At 72.3% G+C, this 20,249-nt stretch carries 19 protein-coding genes; 5 read left to right on the top strand and 14 right to left on the bottom strand.

Annotated elements, in window-relative coordinates:
• Positions 1-42: 42 nt before the first annotated feature.
• Positions 43-1,554: a glycerol kinase GlpK gene (gene glpK, locus AB0C33_RS37405; protein ID WP_358296468.1), complete on the bottom strand. Its 1,512-nt coding sequence runs from the start codon at positions 1,552-1,554 to the stop codon at positions 43-45.
• A gap of 21 nt (positions 1,555-1,575) precedes the next feature.
• Positions 1,576-2,421, bottom strand: coding sequence for an MIP/aquaporin family protein (locus AB0C33_RS37400; protein ID WP_358296465.1), 846 nt, complete (start codon positions 2,419-2,421; stop codon positions 1,576-1,578).
• Positions 2,422-2,492: 71 nt separating this feature from the next.
• Between AB0C33_RS37400 and glpD the strand changes: the two genes are divergently transcribed.
• Entirely contained in the window at positions 2,493-4,175 is a 1,683-nt protein-coding gene (gene glpD / locus AB0C33_RS37395; RefSeq protein WP_358296462.1) for a glycerol-3-phosphate dehydrogenase, read from the top strand.
• An 82-nt stretch (positions 4,176-4,257) separates the two neighbouring features.
• Here glpD and AB0C33_RS37390 read toward each other — a convergent pair whose 3' ends face one another.
• A complete protein-coding gene (locus AB0C33_RS37390) occupies positions 4,258-5,244 on the bottom strand; it encodes a S66 peptidase family protein (RefSeq protein WP_358296459.1) in 987 nt (328 codons plus the stop codon).
• A gap of 418 nt (positions 5,245-5,662) precedes the next feature.
• Here AB0C33_RS37390 and AB0C33_RS37385 point away from each other — a divergent pair, with 418 nt between their 5' ends.
• From AB0C33_RS37385 to AB0C33_RS37370, 4 genes are all read left to right on the top strand, one after another.
• Positions 5,663-6,253 carry a hypothetical protein gene (locus AB0C33_RS37385; protein ID WP_358296456.1) on the top strand — a complete coding sequence of 197 codons (591 nt, stop codon included), beginning with the start codon at positions 5,663-5,665 and terminating at the stop codon, positions 6,251-6,253.
• A 7-nt stretch (positions 6,254-6,260) separates the two neighbouring features.
• Positions 6,261-6,731: a hypothetical protein gene (locus AB0C33_RS37380; protein WP_358296454.1), complete on the top strand. Its 471-nt coding sequence runs from the start codon at positions 6,261-6,263 to the stop codon at positions 6,729-6,731.
• A gap of 67 nt (positions 6,732-6,798) precedes the next feature.
• Positions 6,799-7,311, top strand: a complete 513-nt coding sequence (locus tag AB0C33_RS37375) for a hypothetical protein (protein ID WP_358296451.1) — start codon at positions 6,799-6,801, stop codon at positions 7,309-7,311.
• A gap of 25 nt (positions 7,312-7,336) precedes the next feature.
• Positions 7,337-8,245, top strand: coding sequence for a cation transporter (locus AB0C33_RS37370; RefSeq protein ID WP_358296449.1), 909 nt, complete (start codon positions 7,337-7,339; stop codon positions 8,243-8,245).
• Here AB0C33_RS37370 and AB0C33_RS37365 read toward each other — a convergent pair.
• The 11 genes from AB0C33_RS37365 to AB0C33_RS37315 form a co-directional block, all read right to left on the bottom strand.
• Positions 8,218-8,991 (bottom strand): hypothetical protein, encoded by a 774-nt coding sequence (locus AB0C33_RS37365; RefSeq protein ID WP_358296446.1) that lies wholly within the window; start codon positions 8,989-8,991, stop codon positions 8,218-8,220. The genes AB0C33_RS37370 and AB0C33_RS37365 overlap by 28 nt on opposite strands.
• A 41-nt stretch (positions 8,992-9,032) precedes the next feature.
• A complete protein-coding gene (locus tag AB0C33_RS37360; RefSeq protein ID WP_358296443.1) occupies positions 9,033-9,881 on the bottom strand; it encodes a hypothetical protein in 849 nt (282 codons plus the stop codon).
• Positions 9,878-10,717, bottom strand: a complete 840-nt coding sequence (locus AB0C33_RS37355) for an ATP-binding cassette domain-containing protein (RefSeq protein ID WP_358296440.1) — start codon at positions 10,715-10,717, stop codon at positions 9,878-9,880. Before AB0C33_RS37355 ends, AB0C33_RS37360 begins: the two co-directional genes overlap by 4 nt.
• Positions 10,714-11,517, bottom strand: coding sequence for a zf-HC2 domain-containing protein (locus tag AB0C33_RS37350; RefSeq protein WP_358296438.1), 804 nt, complete (start codon positions 11,515-11,517; stop codon positions 10,714-10,716). Before AB0C33_RS37350 ends, AB0C33_RS37355 begins: the two co-directional genes overlap by 4 nt.
• Positions 11,514-12,041, bottom strand: coding sequence for an RNA polymerase sigma factor (locus tag AB0C33_RS37345; protein ID WP_358296435.1), 528 nt, complete (start codon positions 12,039-12,041; stop codon positions 11,514-11,516). The genes AB0C33_RS37350 and AB0C33_RS37345 overlap by 4 nt, the downstream gene beginning before the upstream one ends.
• A 133-nt stretch (positions 12,042-12,174) precedes the next feature.
• Positions 12,175-13,098 (bottom strand): ABC transporter ATP-binding protein, encoded by a 924-nt coding sequence (locus AB0C33_RS37340; protein ID WP_352360871.1) that lies wholly within the window; start codon positions 13,096-13,098, stop codon positions 12,175-12,177.
• A complete protein-coding gene (locus AB0C33_RS37335) occupies positions 13,098-14,072 on the bottom strand; it encodes an ABC transporter ATP-binding protein (RefSeq protein WP_358296432.1) in 975 nt (324 codons plus the stop codon). Before AB0C33_RS37335 ends, AB0C33_RS37340 begins: the two co-directional genes overlap by 1 nt.
• Positions 14,069-15,034 (bottom strand): ABC transporter permease, encoded by a 966-nt coding sequence (locus AB0C33_RS37330; RefSeq protein ID WP_358296429.1) that lies wholly within the window; start codon positions 15,032-15,034, stop codon positions 14,069-14,071. The genes AB0C33_RS37335 and AB0C33_RS37330 overlap by 4 nt, the downstream gene beginning before the upstream one ends.
• On the bottom strand, positions 15,031-15,948 hold the full coding sequence (locus AB0C33_RS37325) for an ABC transporter permease (RefSeq protein ID WP_358296427.1): 918 nt from the start codon (positions 15,946-15,948) through the stop codon (positions 15,031-15,033). The genes AB0C33_RS37330 and AB0C33_RS37325 overlap by 4 nt, the downstream gene beginning before the upstream one ends.
• Positions 15,949-15,982: 34 nt before the next feature.
• On the bottom strand, positions 15,983-17,620 hold the full coding sequence (locus AB0C33_RS37320; protein ID WP_358296425.1) for an ABC transporter substrate-binding protein: 1,638 nt from the start codon (positions 17,618-17,620) through the stop codon (positions 15,983-15,985).
• 77 nt (positions 17,621-17,697) lie between these two features.
• Positions 17,698-20,211 (bottom strand): collagenase, encoded by a 2,514-nt coding sequence (locus AB0C33_RS37315; protein ID WP_358296422.1) that lies wholly within the window; start codon positions 20,209-20,211, stop codon positions 17,698-17,700.
• Positions 20,212-20,249: the final 38 nt, after the last annotated feature.

Below are 20,249 nucleotides of genomic sequence, written 5' to 3'. Positions count from 1 at the left end.
CGGTAAGCGCACGGTAAGGGCGTCGCGCGCCTTCGGCGGCGGTCAGATCTCCCAGTCGAGGGTGCGGCTCACCGCGCGTTTCCAGCCCTCGTACCCCTTCTCGCGCTGCTCGTCGGTCCACTCCGGGTTCCAGCGCCGGTCCTCGGCCCAGTTGGCGCGCAGTTCGTCGGTGTCCTTCCAGTAGCCGACGGCCAGCCCGGCGGCGTACGCGGCGCCCAGCGCGGTCGTCTCGGCCACCACGGGACGGCTGACCGGCACGCCCAGGATGTCGGACTGGAGTTGCATGCACAGGTTGTTCGCGGTGACGCCGCCGTCGACCTTGAGCACGTCCAGCACCACGCCGGAGTCCTGCTGCATGGCCTCCACGACGTCCCTGCTCTGGTAGCAGATGGCCTCCAGCGTGGCGCGCGCCAGATGGGCGTCCCTGTTGTAGCGGGACAGGCCGACGATCGCGCCGCGCGCGTCGGGCCGCCAGTACGGCGCGAACAACCCCGAGAACGCCGGGACGAAGTAGATCCCGCCGTTGTCGGTCACCTGCCGGGCCAGGTCCTCGCTCTGCGCGGAGGACCGGATGATGTGCAACTGGTCGCGCAGCCACTGCACGGCCGACCCGGTCACGGCGATCGAGCCCTCCAGCGCGAACACGGCCGGCTGGCCGGCGAACTTGTAGGCGACGGTGGTGAGCAGGCCGCGCTCGGAGCGTACGAGGTCGGTGCCGGTGTTGAGGAGCATGAAGTTGCCGGTGCCGTAGGTGTTCTTGGCCTCGCCCGGCGAGAAGCACACCTGGCCGACGGTGGCCGCCTGCTGGTCGCCGAGGATGCCGGTGATCGGCACCTCGCCGCCGAACGCGCCGTACCTGCTGGTCGTGCCGTAGGAGGCGGGCTCGGAGGACGGGCGGATCTCCGGCAGCATCTCGCGCGGGATGCCGAAGAAGGACAGCAGCTCGTCGTCCCACTCCAGCGTCTCCAGGTCCATCAGCATGGTGCGGCTGGCGTTGGTCACGTCGGTGACGTGCACGCCGCCGCGGGCGCCGCCGGTGAGGTTCCACAGGGTCCAGGTGTCGGTGTTGCCGAAGACCGCCTCGCCCCGCCCGGCCGCCTGGCGCACGCCCTCGACGTTCTCCAGGATCCACTGGAGCTTGCCGCCGGAGAAGTAGGCGTCCGGCCGCAGGCCCGTCTTCCTGCGGATGACCTCGCCGCGGCCGTCCCGTTCGAGCTGAGCGGCGATCCTGGCGCTGCGGGTGTCCTGCCACACGATGGCGTTGCAGTACGGGCGGCCGGTGCGCGGGTTCCACACGACCGTGGTCTCACGCTGGTTGGTGATGCCCACGGCGGCCAGGTCGGTGTCGTGCAGCCCGGTGCGCTGGAGCGCGGTCTCGATCACCGCGGAGGTCCTGGTCGAGATCTCGATCGGGTTGTGCTCCACCCAGCCCGCCCTGGGGAGGATCTGCTCGTGTTCGAGCTGGAACTTGCACACCTCCAGGCCGCTGTGATTGAAGATCATGAACCTGGTGCTGGTGGTGCCCTGGTCGACGGCCCCCACGAAATCGGGCATGGTCGTTCTCCTCCGTTCGGGTCAGACGCGGCCCGCGTCCTCGATGTCGGGCTCGGGCTCGGGGAGGAACCGGGCGATCATGAGCTGGTAGAGCCCGGCGCCGGCCAGGCCGCCGAGCAGGGGGCCGACGATGGGCACCCAGAAGTACAGGTCGCCGTACTGGTCGCGCCAGGCGCCGGAGTAGCCGGTGAGGTAGCTGGCCAGGCGTGGCCCGAAGTCGCGCGCCGGGTTGATCGCGTAGCCTGCGTCGGCGCCCCACGCCATGCCGATGCCGACGATGAGCAGGCCGATGACCACCGGGCCGAGATTGGCGCCGGGCGCGAGGTTGTGCGAGTCGGACAGGGCGTACAGGACGAACATCAGGATGGCGGTGCCGATGATCTGGTCGCGGAACCCGCCCCAGGCGCTGACCGGGAGCGAGCCGTTGCCGGGCAGGGTGGAGAAGACGGTCTGGGTCTTCAGCGTGTGCCCGGGGTCCACCTTGTTCAGCACCTCGGTGTAGTTCCAGCGCACCAGCAGCGCCCCGACGAACGCCCCCACGGTCTGCGCCAGCGAGTACGGCAGCACCTTGGCCCACGGGAACCCGCGGAAGGTCGCGAACGCGAGCGTGACGGCCGGGTTGAGATGGGCGCCGGTGATGCGGCCCGCGACGTAGACGCCGAGCGCGACGCCGATCCCCCACGCCCAGGCGATGCTGTCGTGATCGCCGAGGCCGGCCGCGACCACTTGGGCGACGACGCCCACCCCGAACAGGATGAGCACCATCGTGCCGGCGAACTCGGCGATGAGCTCGCCGGCCAGTTCCAGGCGTTTGACACGTTCGACCACCGCTGCCCCCGCTTTCGTGGTGTCGACGTTGTGTGCCATTCCCTGATCCGGGAAACGTATACGGATCGTGAGCGTTTGAGCACAAAGTGTGGTTCGGGGGATCCATGAACATGACCGGGGCGATGGACGCCAGGAACCGTCAGGCAGCCATCGACCGGCTGGCGGAGCAGTCCTTCGACGTGCTGGTGATCGGCGGCGGCGTGACCGGCGCGGGCGCCGCGCTGGACGCCGCCTCCCGCGGGCTGCGGGTCGCGCTGGTGGAGAGCCGCGACCTGGCCGCCGGCACGTCGAGCAGGTCGAGCAAGCTCATCCACGGCGGCCTGCGCTACCTGGAGCAGTTCGACTTCAAGCTGGTCCGCGAGGCGCTGAAGGAGCGCGACCTGCTGGTCTCGCGGCTGGCCCCGCACCTGGTCAAGCCGGTCACGTTCCTGTATCCGCTACAGCACGGGCTCATCGAGCGGCCGTACGTGGGGGCCGGGCTGACCCTGTACGACACGCTGGAGGGCATGCGCCGGCCGATGCCCCGGCACCGGTACCTGTCGGTCAAGGAGTCGCGGCGGATGGCGCCCGGCCTGCGCGCGGACGCGGTGTCGGGCAGCATGATCTACTTCGACGCCCAGGTGGACGACGCGCGCTTCACCCTCACCCTGGCCAGGACGGCCGCCGCGCACGGCGCCGTGGTCGCCACCCGGACGCGGGTCGTCGAGATGCTGCGCGACCAGGGCAGCGAGCGCGTCGTCGGCGCCCGCGTGCACGACGAGGAGACCGGCCGCGACCTCGACGTCAGGGCCGACGCCGTGGTGGTGTGCGCGGGCGTGTGGACCGACCCGATCAACGGGCTGCCCGGCTCGGCGCCGGCCGGTTTCAAGGTCAGGATGTCGAAGGGCGTGCACGTCATGGTGCCGGGCGAGGCCATCGACTCGGCCACCGGCATGATCATCCCGACCGAGAAGAGCGTGCTGTTCATCATCCCGTGGACGCGGCGGCGGTGGATCGTCGGCACCACCGACACCGAGTACGACGGCGACCGCGAGGAGCCGGCCGCCACCGGCGAGGACATCGACTACATCCTCGACCACGCCAACGCCGTGCTGGCCCGGCCGCTGACCCGTGACGACGTGGTGGGCGTCTACGTGGGCCTGCGCCCGCTGGTGGCGGCCGACGAGAGCTCGGCGACCACGAAGCTGTCCCGCGAGCACGTCGTGGACGTGCCGGCGCCGGGCCTGGCCACGATCGCCGGGGGCAAGTTCACCACGTACCGGGTCATGGCCAAGGACGTGGTCGACGCGGCGCTGGAGGGCTTCGACGTGCCGGAGTCGGTGACCGACCGGCTGCCGCTGATCGGCGCGGACGGGCTGCCGGCGGTGCGCGCGTCCGTGCGGCGGCTGGCCGAGGACCACGACGTGGACGCCGACGTGGTGGAGCATCTCGTCCAGCGCTACGGCACGCTCGCGATGGAGGTGCTCGCCCTGGTCGACGACGACCGCTCGCTGGGCGAGCCGCTGGTGGAGGGGTGCCCGTGGATCAGGGCCGAGGTCGTGTACGCCGTCACGCACGAGGGCGCGCTGCACGCCGAGGACGTCCTGTCGCGCCGGACCCGGATGCTCATCGAGGCGATCCCCGCCGCGCTCGACGCGGCCCCGGTGGTGGCGCGGCTGATGGCGGGGCTGCTCGGCTGGGACGAGGCCCGGGTGGAGGCCGAGGCGGCGCGCTGCCGCACCCTGGTCGAGGCCGAGCGCAAGGCCCTGGCCGAGGCCACGGCCCCGCGCCGCGAGCCCGCCGCCGCGTCCTAGCGGCGGCGGGTCACCGGCCGATCGAGGGTCAGTGGCCGATCGAGGGTCAGTGGCCGATCGAGGGTCAGTGGCCGGTCGAGGGTCAGTGGCTGGTGAGCGTCAGCGACGGTTCGGGGCCGACCGTCAGGCGGGCCCGGCCGCCGACCGGGAAGGTGGCCAGCGGGTTGGTGTGGCCGACGTCGACGTTGGCCAGGACGGGCACGTCCCGCAACCCCGGCTGCGTCTCGACGATCTGCTCAAGCAGGTCCCGGGTCATCCGGCTGGCCTGCTGGAACCGCCCGATCACCAGGCCGCGGACGGTCTCGGCGCCCGGGAGCTGGAGCAGCGAGGTGAGGTTGCGGGCGAAGATCGCCGGGTGGGACTCCAGGTCGTCCTCCACGATCAGCAGCGCGTCGTCGAGTGAGGGCATGTACGGCGTGCCCTGCAGCAGGTTCAGGGTGCAGAGGTTGCCGCCGACGACGCGCCCCTCGGCGGCGCCGGGCCGCAGCGGCCACCAGCCCTCGTTGGGCATCGGCTCGCGCCCGTCCTGGTCGAGGAACCACGGGTCGTCGGTCCAGTACTTCGACGCCCCCAGCTCGACCGGCGCGTCGCCGAACAGGACGGCGGTGAACCACTCCAGGGTCTGCTCGAAGTGGTCGCGCATCCCGAACGTCGACCAGTGGGGCCCCGAGTACGTGACCAGCCCGGCGCGGGCGAGGACGGCGTTCTGCAGGGCGGTGATGTCGGAGTAGCCGCACAGGATCTTGGGGTTGGCCCGGATCAGCTCCCAGTCGAGGTGCGGCAGGAGCTCGTTGCAGTTGTAGCCGCCGATGACCGTCAGGATCGCCGCCACCGACGGGTCGGCGAAGGCGTCGTGCAGGTCGGCGACGCGGGAGGCGACGCTGCTGGAGTGGAAGGCGTCCCGCTCGTCGACGTGACGGCCGTAGGTGAGCGTCAGGCCGAGCTCGGCGAAGCGGGCGTCGATGTGCGCGGTGTGGTCGTGCTCCATGACCATCGCGCGCGAGCAGGCCGGCGCGACGACGCGGACGACGTCGCCCGCTTTGAGTTTGGGGGGATGGATGACGTCCATCTAGCGAAGCATAGGCGAGCCGCTCTCCGCCTCGCCGGTGACCAGCGCTCCAGCCGAGCCATCCACGGCAAAAATGCGGACGTTGCTCAATAATTCAGGCAACAGTGTGTGGTTTTGTTATGGACGGCCGATAAACGTGCGGCCACAATGCCGTCGGCACGGCGATTGATGGAGTTGCAAACCAATGTCAATCGAGCCGTCGAGCTGGCGAATGTAGCCGGAATGTAGCCATGCGAGCGCCGGTAGCACAGGAGCCTGAGCCGTACAAGAGGTTGCTCGCCGTTCAATGGCGTGAATAACTGTCGCTCAATACCCGGCACAGAGCCGGGGGGGCAACTCACAAGCTGCACGGACGGGTGCCGCGACCAACGATCCCCGCCCGTGGAGCACCATTCGATACAGAGGGAGCCTACCTACAATGTCGTTGAAACGCACGCTTTCGACAGCCGCGCTGATCGCACCGCTCGCGACGCTGGGCACGGCGCCGGCCTTCGCCGACGACCCCCGGCCCGTTCCCGGCAACCCGGACGTGGTCGTCGGCTACGACAACGACACGGAGATCTTCCGTGCCAGGGCCGCCACTTCGTCGCCGGCGATGGCCTGCCGTCCCGGTGACGTCAGCTATCGGGTCTCCACGTACAGCAACAGTCACAAGGCGGTCGGCCCGACGCAGTCGAACCACAACGGCACCTCCCGCACCGCGACGTCGACCTTCACCGCCACCGTTTCCGGTACGGTCTCGGTCGCCTGGAACGTGTCCGGCAGCCTGAAGGTCGACCGGCTCATCGCGGGCGCCGAAGTGGCCACAGGGGTGAATCTGTCCGCCAGTCTCACGGCTTCATTAGGCAACAGCATCTCGATCCCCACTCCCGCCCGCAGAACCACCACCGCCACGTACGGCGTCTGGCGCAAGAAGACCAACGGCGTCTATCACGTGTGCCCCCAAAAGCCGAAAAACGTGACCGCCTGGACTCCATGGCGCGTCGGCTGGTACGTCAAACAAAGGTGAATTCGACATGACGATCCGACAGGTAGCGTCCTTTCTCGGCTTTTGCTGCTTCCTTTCTCTGGCGGCGGCCTGCACGGCCGCGCCTCCGACCGGTCCGGCGGCTGAGCGGCGGGACGCCACCCCGTCGGCCTCCCCCGCCGAGAGCCCGGCGAGCACGCCGCCAGCCCGGCCCGCGGCCCTGCGGCTGCCGGGCGTGGAGGCCGGCACCACCACCGTGCTCAAGGCGGGGCCGAGGAAGGGCAGCATGGTCGTGGGCGACGTGCCGCCCGGCAAGGACGAGCTGTGGGTGCTGTTCCGGTGCCGGGGCGAGGGCAAGGCGGAGATCATCCTGGAGCCGGGCGTCAACATGCCCTTCACCTGCCTGGACGATCTGATCAGCCCCGTCATGAACCGTCTCGACCTGGGCCGCAGGAAGACCCTGACGGTACGGGTCCAGGCTCCGGACTCGGTCGAGTGGGCCCTGCGCGTCACTCGTTGAGCACGCGCGGCGGCGCGCCGGGCGAGGCTCCGGGGCCGGGTCCGTCCCGGCGCCTAGGGTGTTTGCCATGGTCAAGTGGCTTGTACTCCTGCTGGCTTGCTCGCTGACCGGATGCGCCGGTCCCGTCGGGACGGCCGGGCGCACGTCGCCGTCCGCGCCCGCGCCGCCCGAATCCGCCGCATCCGAATCCGCGCCGGACGGGTCCGCGCCGGACGGGTCGTCTTCCGGCGACGCCGCGGGCGCGGGCGGGCGGGAGGTCGGCGGGTGCGCGGACGCCCGGTGCGAGGTCACCCTCCGGGCGGGCGACGTCCTGAAGTTCGGGCAGCGTCACGGGGTCTCCCGGTTCGCCGTCGCGAGCGTCCAGGGCGACAAGGTCACGTGGGAGGCGGACTTCACCGGGGGCGGGGACATGAGCTCCCAGGGCGAGCAGGGCGGCGCGTCCACCTGCAAGTTCGACGAGGGCGGGGGCTGCTCGGGCTACATCCGGGGCGTCACCACGCTCACCCTGAACGACGTCGTCCTGCGATTCCTCTCCTTCGACCGCGGCCGCGCCGTCGTACGGGTGACACCGAAGCGATGACCGCCGGCCGGGAGGTCGTGCCGTCATGAGCGCGCGGCCCAGCAGCCGGACCAGCGTGATCGTCACGATGGCGGTCGTGGGGGCGCAGGCCGTCGTCCTCGGGGTCCTGGCGGCGGTCACCGGCTCGGCCATCCTGTACGCCGAGGCCATGTTCAGCGTGGCCGACTTCGGGGTGGAGGTGTTCCTGCTCATCGGGCTGGCGCGGGTGGCGCGCCCGGCCGACGAGCGGCACCCGCTCGGCTACGGGCAGGAGATCTTCTTCTGGTCGCTGTTCGCCGCCGTGGGGCTGTTCGTGGGCGGGGGCGTCGCCTCGATCGTGGAGGGTCTGGGCGAGCCGTCGGCCTCGGGCGGTTCGTACGCGCTGGGCTACCTGGTGATCATGCTGATCACGGTCAGCGACGGGTGGGCCCTGGTCGTCTCGGTACGGGCGCTCGGCGCGCGGGCCACGGTCACCGGCCGGTCGTGGTGGGCGGAGCTGCTGGCCGGCAGCGACCCGGCGGCCAAGACCGTGACCCTGGCCAACGCGGCGGCCGTGGTCAGCGGCCCGATCGCGGTGGCCGGCCTCGCGCTGCACCAGGCGACCGGGAACGAGGTCTTCGACTCGCTGGGCAGCGTGCTGATCGGGGTCCTGCTGGTCGCCGTCTCGGGCCTGCTGCTGCGGCTCAACCAGAACCTCATCGCCGCGCCCAGCGTGGACGCCGCCGACCTGGCCCGCATCCGCCGCGCGATCGTCGAGGTGCCGGACGTCACCGGGGTGCGCGGGGTGATCGCGGTGATCGTCGGGCCCCACCAGGTCATGGTGGCCGCCCGGGTGACCCTCGCCTCGGCCACCGACCTTCCCCGGGCCGAGCGGGCCATGGCCGCGGTCGAGGAACGGCTGCGGCGGCGTCCGGAGATCCGCGAGGTCTACGTCACGCCGGTCGCCCCCGAATGAGCCCGCACCCGATCGAGCCGCGGCGACGGCACGCGGGGACGCGGGCCGGGGAGTGGTGACGGGGCCGGTTGCGGTCGCGGGTCGCCCTGGAGCGGTGGCCGGGCAGGGTGGGGGCGCGGGTCCTGGAGGAGGGTTCTGATCTCCTGGCTGATCGTGTTCATGGCGGCGCTCAGGTCGTGCAGGAGCCGGTCGGCCGCGGCCGGGTCGGTGCGGTGGCCGGTGGCGGCGGCGTCGACCGTCCCGGCCAGGTCGCGCAGGGCCCGGCCGAGCCCTTCGCGCAGGTCGTGGTGGAGGCGGCGACGTTCCTCCTCGCGGATGGCGAGCACGCGTTCCCGGGCCCGGCGCAGGTCCGCGGTGACGGCCATGCTGTGGGCGGCGCCGGCGACGTACGGGGTGATCGCGGCGACCGTCCGCGGGTCGGCGTACGGGGTGATCAGCAGGCGGCCCACCGCCCGTCCGTGCCACACCAGCGGCACGTCGGAGGCCACCGGCCCGGGCTCGCCCGCCGCGATCCGCACGCCGGCCAGCTCCACCGCGACCCCGGCGGCCGGCAGCCCGTCCCGTACCAGCTCGACCATGGCGGCCAGCGCGGCCTGCGGCCCGGTGGAGGCGACGGCCCGCCGCAGCCGCCGGACCAGCAACGCCCCCACCCACCCCCGCACACCGGGCACCCGGACCAGCAACGCACGCGCCCGGCCACGCACACCGGGCGCGCGCACGAGCAGCACACGCGCCCGGCCCCCCACACCGGGCTCCCGCAGGAGCGGGTGCCGCGAGGCGGGCGGGGTCACGGGAGTTGCCGGGTGGCGGCCACGGCCGCGATCGCGACCAGGGCGGCGCCGACGCCGAGCCAGAGCCCGCGCCGAGCCGCGTCACGGATCATCGCCAGCGCCCCGGCCCCCAGGCTCAGCGCCAGCAGGTAGAGGGCGTGCCAGTCGGGCGAGCCGGCCACGAACCCCACGGCCTCCAGGTACGGCGGCGGCCCCCACCGCGCGAACTCGACGTAGAAGCCCAGCATGGTCAGCGTCGAGTGCAGCGGCTCCACGACCCCGTTGACGGCGATCAGCACCAGCATCACCAGGACGGACGCCCCCGGCCACGGCAGCCACCGGGCCACCGCGACGCCCAGCGTGCCGGCCCCGAGCACGCACAACGGCCCGGCCCCGATCTCGTACAGGCTCGGGAACCGCTCCAGCTCGACGCCGGCGACCGCGTAGACCGCCGCCAGGACGGCCTGCATCGCGCAGGCCAGCAGGAACGGCCCCAGCGCGGCCAGGCAGGAGGCCGCGGTGCGCAGGTCGCGCCCGGCGGGGGCCGCGGCCAGCAGCTCGTCGGTGCCCGCGCGTCTGGTCGCCGAGGCCGTGAGCACCGCGGCGAAGAACACCGGCACGCCGAACGGGAGGACGAGTTCGCTGGTGAGCGCGCTGTAGGCGGGCCGGGGCGCCCAGTCCGTGGCGGCCAGGCCGATCAGGCGCAGGACCAGGCCGGTGATCGCGAGCGGGTGCAGCATCAGCCGCCGGGTCTCGGCCAGCGCGAGCGAGGGCAGCAGGTGCGAGGGCAGCAGGTGGGCGGGGCCCGCGCCGTTCTCCAGTTCGTCGGATTCGCCCGGCGCGACGGGGCTCACGTGGCGCGTCATGCCGTCGTCTCCGTGGTCGCGCCGGTGAGGAGCAGCAGGTAGCCGTCCTCCAGGGTGGGGTCGGCGGGGCGGGCGTCCCCGGGGGCGGTGCCGAGGCCGCGGTACAGGCCGTCGCCGGTCCGCCGCGAGCGGCCGGCCGCCTTCTCCGCCGACACCCAGACCTGCCCCTCGGCCAGCGCCCGGAGCTCGGCGGGGGTGCCGGTGAACGCGCACCGGCCGTCCTTGAGCACGACCACCCGGTCGCAGAGGGCGGCGACGTCCTCCGTCTGGTGGGTGGACAGCACGACCGCGCGGTCCTGGCCGAGGCGGGCGACCAGTTCGCCGAACAGCAGCCGCTGCTCGGGGTCGAGACCGGCGGCGGGCTCGTCCAGGAGGATCAGCTCGGGCTCGCCGAGCAGGGCCTGGGCGATGCCGAGGCGCCGCCGCATGCCGCCCGACAGCGTACGGACGCGCCTGCCGCTCACGGACGTGAGCCCGACCTCCTCGATCACCCTGCGCACCTCGTCGTGTCTGGACCGGCGGTGTGTCATCTCCTTCAGGACCGCCACGTAGTCGACGAACTCGAACGCGGTGAGTCCGCGCTGGAAGCCCAGCTCCTGCGGCAGGTAGCCGAGCCGCCGCCGGATCTCCAGCCGGCCCGCGCCCAGGTCGCGGCCGAGCAGCCGCAGCTCGCCCCCGTCCGGCGCGAGGACGGTCGCGAGGACCCGGACGAGGGTGCTCTTGCCCGCGCCGTTCGGCCCGAGCAGGCCGGTGACGCCCTTGCCCGCGCTGAGGGTGAGCCCGTCCAGGGCCCGGCGGCGGCCGTAGGTCTTCACCAGGCCGACTGCCTCGATCATGAGAACTCCCTGCGGCGGACGACGAGCAGCACGACGGACACCACGATGACGGCCAGGTAGCCGGCCTGCCCGGCGGCCCCGAACATGGCCAGGTCCGGCTCGCGCACGTTCGTGGCGACGACCGCGGCCACCCAGGGCACGGTCACCGCGACGGCGCAGCGGCGCGGGTCGTACCGGCTGGACAGCGCCAGGGTCAGCGAGGTCAGGGCGAGCGAGGGCAGCAGCCACGCGGCCGTCGCCCAGCCGCCGCCCGGCAGGGTCAGCCCGGCCGCCAGCGCCAGCGCCGACGACGTCGCCACCACGGCGGCGGCCCGCATCAGCATCAGCCGGAACGTCGAGTACGGCGCAGCCAGCCCGATCTCGTAGGCCGGATCGCCGTCCCGCCCGAAGGCCACGGCGACTCCGGCCACCGGCACGACCGGCGCCAGCGTGAGGAACGTCAGCAGCCCCCACCGGGTCGTCTCCCCCGAGGCCAGCGCGGCGAAGAACAGCGCCACGGCGCTCGCGGCCAGCCACGGCAGCCGCAGCGAGGTCGTGGCGCCCAGCAGGCGGGCGGTGTGCTCGCGCACCCCGGCGGCCCGCAGCAGCCGTTCGACCGGGCGGGGCGCGGGCGCGTCCACGGCGTCGGCGATGTCGTCCCAGACCCGGTCCAGGCGGGCCCGCGGCACCCGCGCGGCCAGCAGGAGCCGGCACTGCTCGCAGGCCAGCAGGTGGGCCTCGACGGAGGCGGCGGGCGTCGCGGCCAGCTCACCCGCCGCGTACGCCGCGGCCATGCCGTCGTCCATGTGCCAGGCGCTCACGCCAGTTCCTCCCTCAGCAGCGCGCGGGCGCGCATCATCCGGGTCTTGACCGTGCCGGCCGGGATGCCGAGCAGGCGTCCGGCCTCGCGGGTGGTCAGGCCGTCCAGCACGGTCGCCTGGACCACGGCGCGCAGTTCCGGGGAGAGCTGGTTGAGCGCCCGGCCGAGCTCGCCGTACTCGATGCCGAGCAGCACCTGCTCCTCGGCGGAGACCATGACCTGCTCGTGGGCGGGCAGCGCCGCCGCAGGGCGGCGGCGCAGCTGGTCGAGCAGGCGGCGCACGCCGATCCCCCAGATCCAGGCCGCGACCTCGCCTCGCCCGTCCCATTTGCGCGCGGTACGCCAGACCGCGACGAAGGTGTCCTGGACCGCCTCGTCCACCACGGCCGGGTCGGCGCAGCGGCGGGTGAGCCGGAGGAGCAGCCAGGGCGCGTGCCGGGCATAGAGGACTTCCAGCGCACGCCGGTCGCCGTCGGCCACGGCCTCCAGCAGCCGGGCGTCCCGCCACGTCTCGTGCTCGCTCACGGGAGCCCGTTCATCGGTGTCATGCCTCTCTGTCGCGTCCCTCCGCTCCGGCGGTTCACGATGAGAGGAAAAGTACTGGCGGCGACGACCGCTCTGGCCGTCGCCGCCTTCCGGGATCTCTACGCGAGCCCGCTCACTCCTCCGGGAAGTGGCAGCTCACCTGCCGTCCCCTGACCGTCGTGAGCGCGGGCGGCTCGGTCCGGCACAACGGCTGCGCCTTCGGGCAGCGGGGATGGAAGGTGCAGCCGGGCGGCGGCGCGAGCGGGCTGGGCGGGTCGCCGTGCAGGACGATGCGCTCCCGCGTGGCCTCCACCTCCGGATCGGGCACCGGCACGGCCGACAGGAGCGTGCGCGTGTAGGGGTGGGCGGGATCGGAGTAGACGGTGTCCGACGAGCCGGTCTCCACGATCCGGCCCAGGTACATGACGGCGACCGTCTCGCACATGTGCCGCACCACCGACAGGTCGTGCGCGATGAACAGATAGCCGAGCCCGAGGTCGGCCCGCAGGTCGGCGAGCAGGTTGACGATCTGGGCCTGGATGGACACGTCCAGCGCCGAGACCGGCTCGTCGCAGACCACCAGACGGGGCCGGGAGGCGAGCGCGCGGGCGATGCCGATCCGCTGCGCCTGGCCGCCGGAGAACTCGTGGGGGTAGCGGTCGGCGTGCTCGGCGTCCAGGCCGACGAGCCGGAGCAGCTCGACGACGCCGTCCCGGTCGACCGTCCGGCGCGGCCCGGCGACGATCTGCCGGACGGTGTGGCGCGGGTTGAGCGACGCGTACGGGTCCTGGAAGATCATCTGGAGCCGGCCGCGCATCGGCAGCAGGGCCCGGGGGCCCAGATGGGTGATGTCGTGGCCGTCGAAGGTGACGGTCCCGCCGGTGGGCTCCAGCAGCCGCACGATCATGCGCCCGGTGGTGGACTTGCCGCAGCCCGACTCCCCGACCAGGCCGAGCGCCTGGCCTTCCGGCACGTCGAAGCTCACGCCGTCCACCGCCCGGACCCGTTGCCCGCGGCGTCCGGAGAAGGTCATCCGCAGGTCGCGCACGGAGAGCATCAGTGGTCGGCTCCTTCCAGGTGGCACGCGACCCGGTGGGGGTCGCCGGTGAGCGGCGGCCGCGTGGTCGCGCAGACGTCCAGGGCGGCCGGGCAGCGCGGGTGGAACCGGCAGCCCGGCGGCGGCGCGAGCAGCGAGGGCGGCGCCCCCGCGATCGCCCTCAGCCGTGCCCGGCCGGGGGCCGCCGCCGTGCCGGTCAGCGCGTCCGGCAGCGCGGCGCCCGGCACCGAGTCCAGCAGGGCCCGCGTGTACGGGTGCAGCGGCCGTTTGAAGATCTCCCTGGCGGGGGCGTGCTCCACGGTCCGGCCGCCGTACATGACCAGGACGTCGTCGGCCATGCGCGCCACCACGCCCAGGTCGTGGGTGATCAGGACGACCGCGAGCCCCCGCTCCCGCTGGATGCGCGCGATCAGGTCGAGGATCTGCGCCTGGACGGTCACGTCGAGCGCCGTCGTCGGCTCGTCGGCGATCAGCACGCCCGGCTCGCAGGCCAGCGCCATCGCGATCATCGCCCGCTGCCGCATGCCGCCCGAGAAGCGGTGCGGATGCTCCCCGGCGCGCCGCCGCGGCTCCGGGATGCCCACCTCGGCCAGCATCTCGACCGCCCGCTCGCGGGCCGCCCGCCGACCGGCCCCGCGGTGCAGCCGGTACGCCTCGGCGATCTGCTCCCCCACGGTGAAGAAGGGATGCAACGACGACAGCGGATCCTGGAAGATCATCGACACCGCGCTGCCGCGCAACCGGCGCAGCCGTTCGGCCGGGGCCCCGACGAGCTCCTCCCCGTCGAGCTCGATCGACCCGGCGACGGTCGCCCGGCGGTGCAGCCCCAGCAGCGACAGCGCGGTCACGGACTTGCCGGACCCGGACTCGCCGACGACCCCCAGGGTCCGCCCCCGCTCGACGCCGAAGGACACGCCGTCCACGATCCGGACGTCGCCGAAGCTCACCGACAGGTCGCGCACGGAAAGGATCACGAGTACCTCACCCTGGGGTCGATGACCGCGTAGACCAGGTCCACCAGCAGGTTGGCCAGCACGATGAAGAAGGCCGCGAGCAGCGTCGTGCCGAGGATCACGGGCTGGTCGGACTTGACGATGCCGTCGTAGGCGAGCCGGCCGACGCCGGGCAGGCCGTACACGGTCTCGGTGATCATCGCGCCGGCCAGCAGGCCGCCCAGGTCCATGCCGAAGACGGTGACGACCGGCGTCATGGCCGCGCGCATGCCGTGCTTGGCGACGACCGTCCGCTCGTGCAGGCCCTTGGCGCGGGCCGTCCTGATGTACGGCTCGGCCATCGTCTCGATCATCTGCGCCCGAGTGAGCCGGGCGTACATGGCGGCGTAGAGCGCGGCCAGCGTGACCCAGGGCAGGATCAGGTTGCCGGCCCAGGCGGCGGGGTCGTCGGTGAGCGGCACGTACGCCGGGTACGGCAGCAGCCCGGTCACCCGTACCGCCAGCAGGAGCAGCACCATCGCCACGAAGTAGACCGGCAGGGACGCGCTGGTCAGCGTGGCGATCATCAGCGTCCGGTCCAGGGCGCTCCCCCGGCGCAGCGCCGACACCACCCCGACCGTGACGCCCACGGCCAGCCACAGCAGGGCCGCGCCGACCGCCAGGGACGCGCTGGCGCCGAGCCGGTCGATCAGCAGGTCCCAGACCGGCAGCGCGTTCTGGTAGGAGAAGCCGAGGCAGGGCACGTGGCAGCCGGGGCGCCCGGCGACGATGCCCGCGACGTAGCCGCCGAACTGCTCCCACAGCGGCCGGTCCAGCCCCATCTGCGCGCGCACCTCGGCGACCCGCTCGGGCGTGCAGGTCTTGCCGCACGCCTGGACCGCCGGGTCGGACGGCAGCACGTAGAAGATCACGAAGGTCACCGCGCAGATCACCAGCAGCACGCCGGCGACCGCGAGGGCCCGTCTGGCCAGGTACGACGTCATTGTGCCGCCCCCTTGGGGTCGACGGCGTCGCGCAGGGCGTCACCGAGGAGGGTGAAGGCGAGCACGGTCAGGAACAGGCAGGTGCCAGGGACGAGCAGGTACATCGGGTCGACCTCGTACCAGAGCATCGCCTCCTGGATCATCTGCCCCCAGGACGCGGTCGGCGGGCGCACTCCGACGCCGAGGAACGACAGCGCCGCCTCGGTGCCGATGTTGGCGGGCACCGCGAGCGTCGCGTACACGAGGATCGGCGCGGTGATGTTGGGCATGATCTCGCGGAAGACGATGACGCCGTTCAGCGCGCCGCCGACCCGGGCGGCGTCCACGTACTCGCGGTGCTTGACGGAGATCGCCTGCCCCCGGACGATCCGCCCGATGTACGGCCAGCCGAACCCGCCCATCACACACACCAGCAGGACCATCCGGTCGCCGTCCGGCATGACCGAGATGAGGGCGATCATGAAGATCAGGCTCGGGAACGACATGAGCAGGTCCATGGTCCGGCTGATCACCGCGTCCGCCCAGCCGCCGAGGTAGCCGGCCAGCAGCCCGAGCACGGTGCCGAGCAGCACCGACACCAGCGTGGCCAGGGTGGAGACCATCAGCGAGACGCGGGCGCCGTAGACGACGCGGCTGAACACGTCGCGGCCGTTGACGGGCTCGACGCCGAGCCAGTGCTCGCCGCTGACGCCGCCCAGCGCCCCCTTGGGCACGCCCGCCAGCTCCTGGTCGATCGCGGAGGGGTCGAAGGCGTCCGGCGGCCAGCCGTTCAGCTTGGTGAGCAGCGGCGCGGCGAGCGCGACCAGCACCAGGACCGTCACCACGGCCAGCGCGAACCGGGCGGCGGCGCCGCCCAGCAGGCGCTTCCTGACCAGCCGGGCGGGCGGGCTCGCCGTGACGACCGTCGCCGTCATGTCCGGCTCCGCCGGTATCCGGGGTAGCCGTTCCTCACTTCTGCCTCACCCCCAGGACGGCGAAGTCGAGCTGCCCGGACCAGACGGGATGGCCCACCGCGCCGGAGACGTCCTTGCCGACCAGGATCGGCTTGCGGTCCCACGCGTACGGCACCGCCGGCGAGGACTGCATGACCTGCCGGTCGAGGTCGACCCAGGCGGCTTCGGCGGCCTTCGGATCGCTCATGGCCTGGATCTCGTCGATGCGCTTCTGCACCGCTTCGTCGCGGAACTGCCAGACGTTGCCGGAGTTGCCCTTCTCGACGATCGTGCGCCCGTCGAACAGCAGCGGCAGGAACGTCGCCCCGGACGGGTAGTCGGGGCACCAGCCGTAGGTGAACAGGTCGGGCGTCTTGGCGGTGTCGCCGACGGTGTCGTAGTAGACCGAGGGATCGACCGGCGTGAGCACGACCTCGACGCCCGCCCGCTTCAGCGACGCCTGCACGGCCTCGCCGAGCGCCTTGTCGCCGGTCGAGATCGTCATCCGCACGTTCAGCGTCCTGCCGCCCAGCAGGGCCTTGGCCTTCTCGACGTCCCCGGTCGGCGGGAGGTGGAACACGTCCTGCGGCGTGCCCCCCGACAGGGCCGGCGGCAGGTAGGAGGTGGCGATCGAGGTCATGGCCGGGCCGCCGGCGGCGGTCTGGAGCGCCTGCTTGTCCAGGGCGAAGTGCACCGCCTGCCGGGCCTTCGGGTCGTCGAAGGGCGGCTTGGAGGTGTTGAAGCCGATCATGTCGGTGCATCCCGACATGGCGTTGACCAGCCGGGACTTCACGTCCGGCCGGGGCAGGATCTTGGCCAGGCTGGCGGCGCTGACGTCGGTGTAGGCGATGGAGGTGGCGTCCTCGCCCCTGCTCTCGATGAGCCGGTCGTCGATCACGCCCTGCCGCAGTCCTTGCTTGACCACGATGCGGTCGGGCGCGGCCTTGCGCACCGGGTCGGTGGCCGCCGACCAGTGCGGGTTGCGCACCAGGACCATCTCCTTGCCCCGGTCGTAGCGCTCGATCTTGTACGGCCCGGAGGAGAAGGGCCGGTTGTCGTACTGCGCGCCGGTCTCCTTCGCGGCCGGCACCGGCGCGAACGTCGGCAGCGTCACCGTGGAGGAGAACTCGGCCACCGGCCGCTTGAGCCGGAAGACGATGGTCCGGTCGTCCGGGGTCTCGATCGAGTCCAGGTGTTTGCCCTTCAGCGGGCCCTTGTAGCCGTCGGCGCCGGCCAGGTAGAGCTGGGCGTAGTTGGGGCCGCCGGGCAGTTCGGGGGCGAAGGAACGCTCCACGTTGTACTTGATGTCCTTCGCGGTGACGGGGGTGCCGTCCTCGTACTTGACGCCGTCCTTGAGGGTGAAGGTCCACACCTTGCCGCCCTCGGAGGCGGTGCCCAGGTCGGTGGCCAGATCCGGGACGATCTCGTGGCTGCCCGCCTTGAAGGTGGTGAGGGTGCGGTAGAGCAGCCGGATGCCGAAGTCCATCTGGGGCATCGTCCAGTTGCGGGCCGGGTCCAGGTGGGAGAAGTCCTGGTTGGACAGGATCGTCAGGGTCCCGCCCCCGGCCGCCGTCGCCGGGGTGGCGGCCTTGCCGCCGCCGCAGGCCGCCACGCCGAGCAGGAGCCCCGCGGTCAGCACGTTACGGAGAGTCACGGATCACTCCAGTGAGGTGAGAGGGCCCGGGCCGGGACCGGCGGGAGAGGGTTCGCCGGCCCCGGCGCCCGGGCGGTCTAGTACTCGGTCTTGACGCTCGCGCCCGAGAAGGTCTGCGCGGCGTGGAGGCTGATGTAGTTGTAGCCGGCGGGCGGGTTGTTGATCACCAGGGTCTCGGCGTTGCCCGACGCGGTGGAGCGCTGGGTGTAGGCCGAGGTGGTGGCCCAGGTGGCGGCGTTGTAGTAGAGGTCGGCGTTCCCGGTGCCGCCGGAGGCGGTGATGGTCAGCCGGGCCGTCCCGGCGGGCAGGTAGATGTAGAGGTAGGCGTAGTTGCCCTGGGTGGCCGACAGGTTGCTGCGCTTGCAGTTCTTGTCGAGCTTGCGGGTGTCGGAGGCGGTGCACTCCGGCGTCGAGCCGCCGCCGGTCGTCACCGTGACCTGCTTCGACGTCGTCGCGGTGGCGCCGCCGTCGTCGGTGACGGTCAGCGTGACGGTGTACGTGCCCTGCGCCGCGTAGGCGTGCGACGGGTTGGCCGCGGTGGAGGTGGCGCCGTCGCCGAAGTCCCAGCGGCGGGCGGCGATGGTGCCGTCGGAGTCGGTGGAGGTGTCGGTGAAGGCGGCCGTCAGCCCGCTGGCCGTGGAGGTGAAGTTCGCGGTGGGCGCCTGGTTGCCGGTGCCGCCACCGGAGCACGCCCCGGCCGCGCAGGCGGCGAGCCAGGTGTACCAGTCGGAGTCGTAGCGGCTGCCGAGCGTGCCGGTCAGGAACGACCTGGCGGTGCTCCACGCGCCGGTCCGGTACGAGCCGAGCAGCGTCGCGACGTCGGCCGGGTGCTTCTCGAACATGTAGCGGACGGCCAGGTACCCCCACCGGTAGATGCGGGTGGTGTCATGGTCGTAGGTGGTGTTCCACAGCGTGCTCAGCGCGTACGTGCGCTTGCCCGCCTCGGTGATCGCCGCGTCGTAGACGACCTTGCGGTAGGAGTAGGAGACGTACTCGGCGAAGCCCTCGATCCACCAGATGGTCGGCGTGCTCACCCCGGCGTTGAAGTCGCCGTACATGTCGAACCGGCCGTCGAGGTAGTGGGTGTACTCGTGGTTGAGGTTCCAGATCTGGAAGTCGGGGCGCAGCCACTCGGCCTCGTAGGCGATGAACCTGGGCTGGTTGCCCGCGGCGGCGGGGTCGCCCTCCAGGTACATGCCGCCGTTGTTGGTGTCGATGCCGAACATCGCGCCGGCGTAGGTCTGGTAGTCGGTGCTGGAGTCGAAGACCACCACTTCCAGCGTGGTGTTGTTGTCGCTCGCGACCGGGCCGTTGTCCTTGACCAGGTTGTGGAAGAAGGCGTCCTGGTTGGCCAGGCTGGCGCAGGTGGCGGCGAGCTGGCTTGAGGTGACCTCCTGGGCCCGGATCCTGATGCTGGCGCTGCACGTGTGAGTGATCGGCAGCACGGCGGCCGTCAGGCGGGCGGCCAGGTCGCAGGTGCCGTAGTAGGAGCAGTTGGCCTTGTCGTAGGAGTCGGTCATCTCGGCCACGCCCACCCACAGCGGCGCGGTGGCGCCGGTCATGGCGCTGCGGCCGAGCAGGTTCTTGGCCAGCGGCCGGACGACGGCCTGCAACGTCGTGTGCTGCAGGAAGCGGCCCAGCTCGCGCCCGGCGTTGGAGACGAGGTAGGAGCGGTCGGTGCCGAGCATGCTGAGGTGGTTCGCGGCGAAGGCGTTCAGGGAGTCCAGGACGCTGCGGTCCGCCTGCACGGCGCTGACGAACGCGGGCACCTGGTGGCCGCGGAACAGCACGGTGTAGACGTTGTTGACCGCGTTGAGCATCCACCACGACGCGTCGTAGGAGCTGTTGTAGCCGTCGAGCAGGCGCTTGACCACGTACAGGTAGCGGTCGTTCTGCTCGGCGCTGTCGATCAGGGTGACGGCCTCGGCCAGCACCTCGCCGTTGGCGTCGCTGACGGTCGAGGACCGGGAGCTGCCGAAGAAGGCGTCCAGGCCGGACCGGATCGCGGTGGTGAGTGCCTGGCCGTACGAGCCGACGTCGCCGGAGTTGTACCAGTGGACGTAGTAGCCGGCCCGCAGGTAGAGGACGAGCTGGGCGGTGCCGGTGGTGTTGTCGCCCGGGTAGTTCGCCGAGTTGTCGCGCAGGGCGTAGGCGACGGTCGTCATCTGCGCCTCGCGGAAGGCGTTGTAGGCGTCCGTGCCGGTCAGGTTGAACAGGGTGTTGACGCAGTCGGTGGCGCTGGCCTTGATCTGCTGGACCAGGGCGCTGCCGGTGCGGCTGGTGAAGTCGGAGACGTTGCAGGCGGCGGCCGCGGCGACGCTCTTGCGCGCCGACGGTCTGGCGTGCTCCGGCCGGGTGGCGGGTTCGTCGTAGTCGCGGCGGAGGGCGTCCTTGGCCGCGGGCTGGGGCGCCCGGTCACGGGTGTCGAGCCGGGACTTGGCGACGTGCGGGGCGTCGTCGGCCGGGACCGCGAGGCGGGCGGCCGGGGGCGGTTCGGCCGCCGCGCTCGCCGGTGTCGCGGCGAACGGTGTGAGTAGGGCTAATGCGGCCAGGGGGACGATCATCCGCCAGCCGTGCAGGACCTTGCGCACAAGAACCTCCGGGGGGTATCCGCATGGATGCGAGGTCG

This window comes from Nonomuraea sp. NPDC048881 (assembly GCF_040649795.1).
GTDB lineage: Bacteria > Actinomycetota > Actinomycetes > Streptosporangiales > Streptosporangiaceae > Nonomuraea.
This window is presented reverse-complemented; position numbering and strand designations above follow the sequence as displayed.

What these genes read in the sequence shown, in the direction of transcription:
- glpK (WP_358296468.1), bottom strand. Translation starts at nt 1,554, where the DNA reads ATGCCCGATTTCGTGGGGGCCGTCGACCAGGGCACCACCAGCACCAGG.
- AB0C33_RS37400 (WP_358296465.1), bottom strand. Translation starts at nt 2,421, where the DNA reads ATGGCACACAACGTCGACACCACGAAAGCGGGGGCAGCGGTGGTCGAA.
- glpD (WP_358296462.1), top strand. Translation starts at nt 2,493, where the DNA reads ATGACCGGGGCGATGGACGCCAGGAACCGTCAGGCAGCCATCGACCGG.
- AB0C33_RS37390 (WP_358296459.1), bottom strand. Translation starts at nt 5,244, where the DNA reads ATGGACGTCATCCATCCCCCCAAACTCAAAGCGGGCGACGTCGTCCGC.
- AB0C33_RS37385 (WP_358296456.1), top strand. Translation starts at nt 5,663, where the DNA reads ATGTCGTTGAAACGCACGCTTTCGACAGCCGCGCTGATCGCACCGCTC.
- AB0C33_RS37380 (WP_358296454.1), top strand. Translation starts at nt 6,261, where the DNA reads ATGACGATCCGACAGGTAGCGTCCTTTCTCGGCTTTTGCTGCTTCCTT.
- AB0C33_RS37375 (WP_358296451.1), top strand. Translation starts at nt 6,799, where the DNA reads ATGGTCAAGTGGCTTGTACTCCTGCTGGCTTGCTCGCTGACCGGATGC.
- AB0C33_RS37370 (WP_358296449.1), top strand. Translation starts at nt 7,337, where the DNA reads ATGAGCGCGCGGCCCAGCAGCCGGACCAGCGTGATCGTCACGATGGCG.
- AB0C33_RS37360 (WP_358296443.1), bottom strand. Translation starts at nt 9,881, where the DNA reads ATGACGCGCCACGTGAGCCCCGTCGCGCCGGGCGAATCCGACGAACTG.
- AB0C33_RS37355 (WP_358296440.1), bottom strand. Translation starts at nt 10,717, where the DNA reads ATGATCGAGGCAGTCGGCCTGGTGAAGACCTACGGCCGCCGCCGGGCC.
- AB0C33_RS37340 (WP_352360871.1), bottom strand. Translation starts at nt 13,098, where the DNA reads ATGCTCTCCGTGCGCGACCTGCGGATGACCTTCTCCGGACGCCGCGGG.
- AB0C33_RS37330 (WP_358296429.1), bottom strand. Translation starts at nt 15,034, where the DNA reads ATGACGTCGTACCTGGCCAGACGGGCCCTCGCGGTCGCCGGCGTGCTG.
- AB0C33_RS37325 (WP_358296427.1), bottom strand. Translation starts at nt 15,948, where the DNA reads ATGACGGCGACGGTCGTCACGGCGAGCCCGCCCGCCCGGCTGGTCAGG.